Source organism: Shigella sp. FC1967 (genome assembly GCF_001743005.1).
GTDB lineage: Bacteria > Pseudomonadota > Gammaproteobacteria > Enterobacterales > Enterobacteriaceae > Proteus.
The window spans coordinates 1-5,134 of the sequence record NZ_MIIZ01000668.1; the positions used below are offsets into that span (position 1 = coordinate 1).

Below are 5,134 nucleotides of genomic sequence, written 5' to 3' on the forward strand. Positions count from 1 at the left end.
AAATAAATATGGAGAACATCTGCATGTTTTTCTCACGAAAAATAAATCAGTTCTTTGCCGTCGCCAGTTGTCAAAGCCTAGTCAAAGCAGCAGAACAAATCAATGTGACCCCATCCGCGTTACGCCACGGTATAAATGAACTCGAAAGCCAAATCGGTAAATCACTGATTAAACGTTCTAAAAATGGGATGGATCTTACCCCTGCGGGAAAAACGCTTTTATGAACGTTTTATATCCTTATTATGAAAAAATTAGAAAAATTGAAAATCAGATATTGAATTCAAACGGAGATAAAACATTACTGTCTATAAAATCAGATGGCCTTTATTATCCTGATTTAAAAACAAAAATATTGGAGATCCGACAAAAGAATAATCAATATAGCCTCTCTTTAGAAGATGGTTATATTGATGATATTAAAGAAGAACTTTTTTGATAAAGAGTTTGATCTTGTGATTTTCGTCCCTTGAGTTTTGACTATCCACAAAAAAAATATCAATGCAATTAACTTATGCACACAAAAAGTCGGCTTATTGGTGAGTAAAAAAACTGTTTGAACAATATCCCAATACCAAAACATTTTTTTGCCAAAGAAACCTTAATACAAAGAAGCAGCAGTTTGCAAAACCCCATATTTTCAACGATTTTAGATAAGCTAAAAAATCAAGGTTATCAATATCATACTTTAGGTTTAACAGAAATGGCGGATGTCTTACACTGCGTTGATGAAGGGGCGGGTTACTGTTTTATGCCTGAAAATATTCATTATATTTCAACCATTACAAACGATGAAGTGCAGTTTATACGGTCTCCTTTTCCTTTTGATATTTTCTTACATCAAAAAGTCTATTTTAAAAAAAGAGAATGATAAAAAATTAGCCGATATCGCAATGGCGCTACGTTAATCGATTAAAACAGCGCATTAATATAATCAGAAGTAAATCCACGATATTGCAAATAACGAATTTGTTTGGCTCTCTCTTTAAAATCTTTGGGTTTAGCGCCACCAAATTTTTTTTCATAAACCTCTTGGCAAAGGGTGTACCAGTCGGTTTCATCTTCTTCAAAGAGACGTTCAATAATTTCACTAGGGAAACCTTTTGCTCGCAATTCTTGGCGAATACGCAAAGGACCATAAGATTTATTTAAATAACTGCGAAAAAAAGCATAAACAGTTCGATTATCATCAAGATAATGATTTTCTAATAAATGTTCCATCACTTGAGGTAAACATGCCTCATCAGTGACAGTTTGTGCATCTCTATCGCTTTCTCTTATTCTTCGTGCTAGGCGACGTTGTAGCTCTATTGTGCCGTAATCACGGCGAGAGAGCATAAAAATAGCGTACTGATAAAGCTCTTGATAGGTCATAACGTTCCTTTATTAAAAGAGTCCATGTGAAATTATGTCTATTATCATAACGGTTTATCATCGAAATAGCTTATTTCGACGTTAATTTAATCTTTAATAAAGAGAACCTAATAAAACAGCAATAACTAAAAGAAGAATTATCATTCTCTTTTATAATTTTAATCGACCTCTTTTTATTAAGATTAACTGAGAAAAAATAAGGCTTTTTACTTAATCAAGTCTTAATGATCCTATGATAATGCAAAATAAAAGCATTAATTACCATATATCGCACTTATAGATGGTGACCATTAATAAGAAAAAGATTAAAATTTCCGGCTACTCTTTTACTACTTACTTTTTTAATTTTCTGTGGGTTATGTATGAACTTTTCCAATTTAAATAAGGTGGTATTAGCCGCCACTCTTCTTGCAACTGGCTTCTCTTACGCGGATAGCGATCGCCCACTGCTTTCTTTAAGTGTTAGCCAGTCTGGTGGTACTGCTTTAAATAATGAAGGTTCATTAGATACTCGTACCCCAGCAAGCCAATCTCGTGTTTTACCGATTTGGGGTGATGAAGCCCGTGCCCGTGGTTATGATATTCCTGAGCCTTTTGGGATTGGTTATAACTATATGAATCTACGTCAAGATATCGTCGTGGATAAAATTGGCTTTATCATGCCTAAAAATCCAGAAACAGCAGGCGCACTAAAAATAGATGCCGGTCATACACGAGAAAAAAGCGAAACCCATATGCTAAAACTCGATAGCTGGGTATTCCCTTTTATGAATGTCTATGGACTTTATGGGCGCACTAAAGGTACGTCAAAAACAACGCTCAATGGCGGTACTTTTCTAGGTTTCCCTTTAGCTTTTATCGAAGGTATGCCTTTTGATCTCGATTTTAAAGGTGATACTTATGGTGGTGGTTTTACTTTAGCGGGCGGTTATAACCAATACTTTGCTACTTTTGATTTAAACTACACCAAAACGAACCTTGATATTTTGGATGGTGATATTAAAGCCTTGGTTATTTCACCTCGTGTCGGTTATGAATTTGTCTTTGAGCCTTTAATTGCGGGACAAGGTAATACTAAGCTGCAAGTCTGGACAGGGGCGATGTACCAAGATATTACCCAGCGTTTTAAAGGTGATATTAATAAATTAAACCTTCCACCCGCATTTGCAGGATTAATCCAAGCATTAGATGATCCTGGTATGAAATTCGATGTTGAACAGCATCTTGCTCATAAATGGAGCCAAACTGTGGGTGCACGTTTAGAAGTCACTCGTAACTTTAATGTCATTACAGAACTCGGTTTTAATAACCGTAATAGCTTCTTTGTTTCCGGTGAGTTCCGCTTTTAATGGTTAAATACCCTTTTATTTTGGGGCTGGCAATTGCCAGCCTCTTTACTTCACACACAGCACAAGCACAACTCTTCCCTGATAGACAACAAATAGACCAATGGTTAGTGGGCTTAGGGGGAGAAAATAGTTTCGACCGCAGTAAAACTATCGACTGGGGTATTTTACCAGGGCCTTTCTATACGCCTGAATTAGAATTAGGTGTCGGTATCGCTCTTATTGGTCTTTATCAAGCCGATAGTCGCCCTGATAGCAAAATCTCTTCTTTCTCGTTAAGTGGCTTTGGTTCCTCGACAGGTGCTTTTGGCATGACCTTTAGCAATTACACTTATCTTGCGGATGATACGTGGCGCTTTTATCTCACTGGCTCGTTAAACAATGTGCCAACCAATTATTGGGGAGAAGGTTATCACGAAGGCCGTGTTAAAGATCATTTTGGTGAATACCGCTCTCAAGAGTTGCACTTAACACCGACTTTATTGCGCCAAATCACCCAAAACACCTATATAGGCTTAGGGTGGGATTATTCAAATTTACAGGCTGCAACCCCAGACGTCCCCTTTAAAGCGTATATGGAAAAGCGCGATTTACCCTTACGCACCACAAGCTCAGGGTTAAGTGTCCGCTTTACTTACGATAGCCGTGATTTTTTACCTAATGCGCGTCAAGGGCAGGCATTTGATATTAGCTATACTCACTATTCTCCTGATACAGGGAGTAATAACCGCTTTAATGTGACACAAATGCAATATAACTACTATTATCCTTTAAGTGACAGTGCGGTTTTAGCTTTTGATAATTATGCCCGCTTCACATCAGGCGATCTGCCTTGGAGCCAACTTTCTAAGTTAAGTAATGGTCACCAAATGCGCGGTTATTATGAAGGGCGATATCAAGATAATCATGTATTTTCAACCCAATTAGAGTATCGCCAAAAACTGGATTGGCGCCATGGCATTGCACTTTGGATTGGAGGGGGGACGTTAAGCGACCAAGCGCGTGATTTAGGTAAAGGTCATTGGTTACCCAGTGTCGGGGTGGGTTATCGATTTGAGTTTAAACCACGTATGAATGTGCGTCTCGATTTTGGTATCGGTAAAGAAAGTACAGGATTCTATTTTCAAGTAGGTGAAGCATTTTGATGTTTAAGCGGTTTCTTTTTATCAACACCATTATCCTCTTCTTATTTATTGCGGGTTGTACTCACGTCACACCGGTTAAATCTTTGCATGCCAATATTGATAGTGTGACTCACGAAGAAGCCACTCAACGTTGGCAAACACCTGCACCATTAACAGCCCCCAATGGCTTAAGACCTTGTTGTGCTTTTGGTTACAACTTAAAAGTTAAAGCGTTCGAAATTCCTATTCCCTTTTATCGTATTAATAACGTTGTTGAGGCCTCTGCACTAGGCAATCATCGTTATAACGACAGTTTTTGGTTAGGAACCGCAGCCGTCTTAGGCTTAGGAAGTGAACAATCTGGTCTAATTTATTCCCGCAAAGGGGGATTTCTTGATATCGCCCATATTCGTGATACTGCGGATTACACTTATTATCTCTTTAGTCATATCTATCCAAAATTAGGTCAAGCGTGGACATTAACGCTCAGTAATGAGTTAGCACAACGTAAAATCCACTTTAATGCATTCACGCCCCCTAAAAACGAATTAGAACGTTATACCTTAAGCGCTTATCTTGCCGCACACCTCGGTTATCGCCTTGCGGTATGGCATGAAATTGCACAGTGGTATGGCTTTCGTTCAGTGCCGGGATTCTCCGAAGGTATCTCTGCATTTTCACCTGAAGATCTCTACTCCAACTTAATTGGTGCGCGGCTTTCACTCACGTTGATCCTGAATGGTCACGCCACCAGCCTTGAACAGTATAATCAATCAATGCAGGGTATTATTCCTTCTGCGCTTTACCAATTAGAAGCTCAACCTCGCCAAGTAACACAACAATGGTTTGATGTTATTGATGGACAATGGTGGGATAGTCAGCAACGAGTTCCCAATAAATTTCTCGTTTTAATGCGTGATTATCACATCTCAGACCAGCGCTATCCCGTGTTACCTTTCGAGGAAATAACACCGCCTCATTACCTCACGTTACCTAGTGCTTATTCTGGTTATGTTCTAGAACAATTAGCAGAATTTCAGCTTTGGCCAACCGACGATATGGAAAATTTACCGCATCCTAAAACCTACTGGCGTGAGGCGGATTTTACTGAATTTAACAGAAAAAAGTACGTGAAAATTGATAATAAAACTAGACCAAAAAACAACAAAAAACTGACTAAATAACAAAACAAAAATTGACACATTAAAAAACGCTTATTTTTACTAAATTTAGGTTAAGTCACATCTTTTTTCATAAGATAAATTTAAGTTTATGACAAAAAAGCACTTTTTG

At 38.1% G+C, this 5,134-nt stretch carries 7 protein-coding genes; 6 read left to right on the forward strand and 1 reads right to left on the reverse strand.

What is annotated here, in order from left to right; genetic code table 11:
- From BHE89_RS09245 to BHE89_RS09255, 3 genes are all read left to right on the forward strand, one after another.
- Nucleotides 1-224 (forward strand): helix-turn-helix domain-containing protein (locus BHE89_RS09245; RefSeq protein WP_141008282.1); only part of this gene is annotated, 224 nt, incomplete at its 5' end.
- Nucleotides 221-436: a hypothetical protein gene (locus BHE89_RS09250; RefSeq protein WP_128860420.1), complete on the forward strand. Its 216-nt coding sequence runs from the start codon at nucleotides 221-223 to the stop codon at nucleotides 434-436. The genes BHE89_RS09245 and BHE89_RS09250, both read left to right, overlap by 4 nt.
- A 117-nt stretch (nucleotides 437-553) precedes the next feature.
- Complete coding sequence (locus tag BHE89_RS09255) at nucleotides 554-868, forward strand: hypothetical protein (RefSeq protein WP_128860421.1); 315 nt, start codon at nucleotides 554-556, stop codon at nucleotides 866-868.
- A 41-nt stretch (nucleotides 869-909) separates the two neighbouring features.
- Here the strand turns inward: BHE89_RS09255 and BHE89_RS09260 are convergent, their stop codons facing one another.
- Nucleotides 910-1,371: a regulatory protein RecX gene (locus tag BHE89_RS09260; protein WP_069366927.1), complete on the reverse strand. Its 462-nt coding sequence runs from the start codon at nucleotides 1,369-1,371 to the stop codon at nucleotides 910-912.
- A gap of 362 nt (nucleotides 1,372-1,733) precedes the next feature.
- On the opposite strand from BHE89_RS09260, the gene BHE89_RS09265 reads away from it, so the two are divergent.
- Genes BHE89_RS09265 through BHE89_RS09275 form a run of 3 tightly spaced genes read left to right on the forward strand, consistent with a single transcriptional unit; the run spans nucleotide 1,734 to nucleotide 5,025 of the window.
- Entirely contained in the window at nucleotides 1,734-2,720 is a 987-nt protein-coding gene (locus BHE89_RS09265) for a hypothetical protein (protein WP_069366928.1), read from the forward strand.
- On the forward strand, nucleotides 2,720-3,862 hold the full coding sequence (locus BHE89_RS09270) for a BamA/TamA family outer membrane protein (protein ID WP_069366929.1): 1,143 nt from the start codon (nucleotides 2,720-2,722) through the stop codon (nucleotides 3,860-3,862). Before BHE89_RS09265 ends, BHE89_RS09270 begins: the two co-directional genes overlap by 1 nt.
- The gene (locus tag BHE89_RS09275) at nucleotides 3,862-5,025 is read left to right on the forward strand and encodes a DUF4056 domain-containing protein (protein WP_128860422.1); all 1,164 of its coding nucleotides are present in this window, start codon (nucleotides 3,862-3,864) and stop codon (nucleotides 5,023-5,025) included. Before BHE89_RS09270 ends, BHE89_RS09275 begins: the two co-directional genes overlap by 1 nt.
- The last annotated feature ends 109 nt before the right edge of the window (nucleotides 5,026-5,134 follow it).

Excerpts from the sequence above, each read along its gene's own strand:
- BHE89_RS09250 (WP_128860420.1), top strand. The coding sequence starts at position 221 with ATGAACGTTTTATATCCTTATTATGAAAAAATTAGAAAAATTGAAAAT.
- BHE89_RS09260 (WP_069366927.1), bottom strand. The coding sequence starts at position 1,371 with ATGACCTATCAAGAGCTTTATCAGTACGCTATTTTTATGCTCTCTCGC.
- BHE89_RS09265 (WP_069366928.1), top strand. The coding sequence starts at position 1,734 with ATGAACTTTTCCAATTTAAATAAGGTGGTATTAGCCGCCACTCTTCTT.
- BHE89_RS09270 (WP_069366929.1), top strand. The coding sequence starts at position 2,720 with ATGGTTAAATACCCTTTTATTTTGGGGCTGGCAATTGCCAGCCTCTTT.
- BHE89_RS09275 (WP_128860422.1), top strand. The coding sequence starts at position 3,862 with ATGTTTAAGCGGTTTCTTTTTATCAACACCATTATCCTCTTCTTATTT.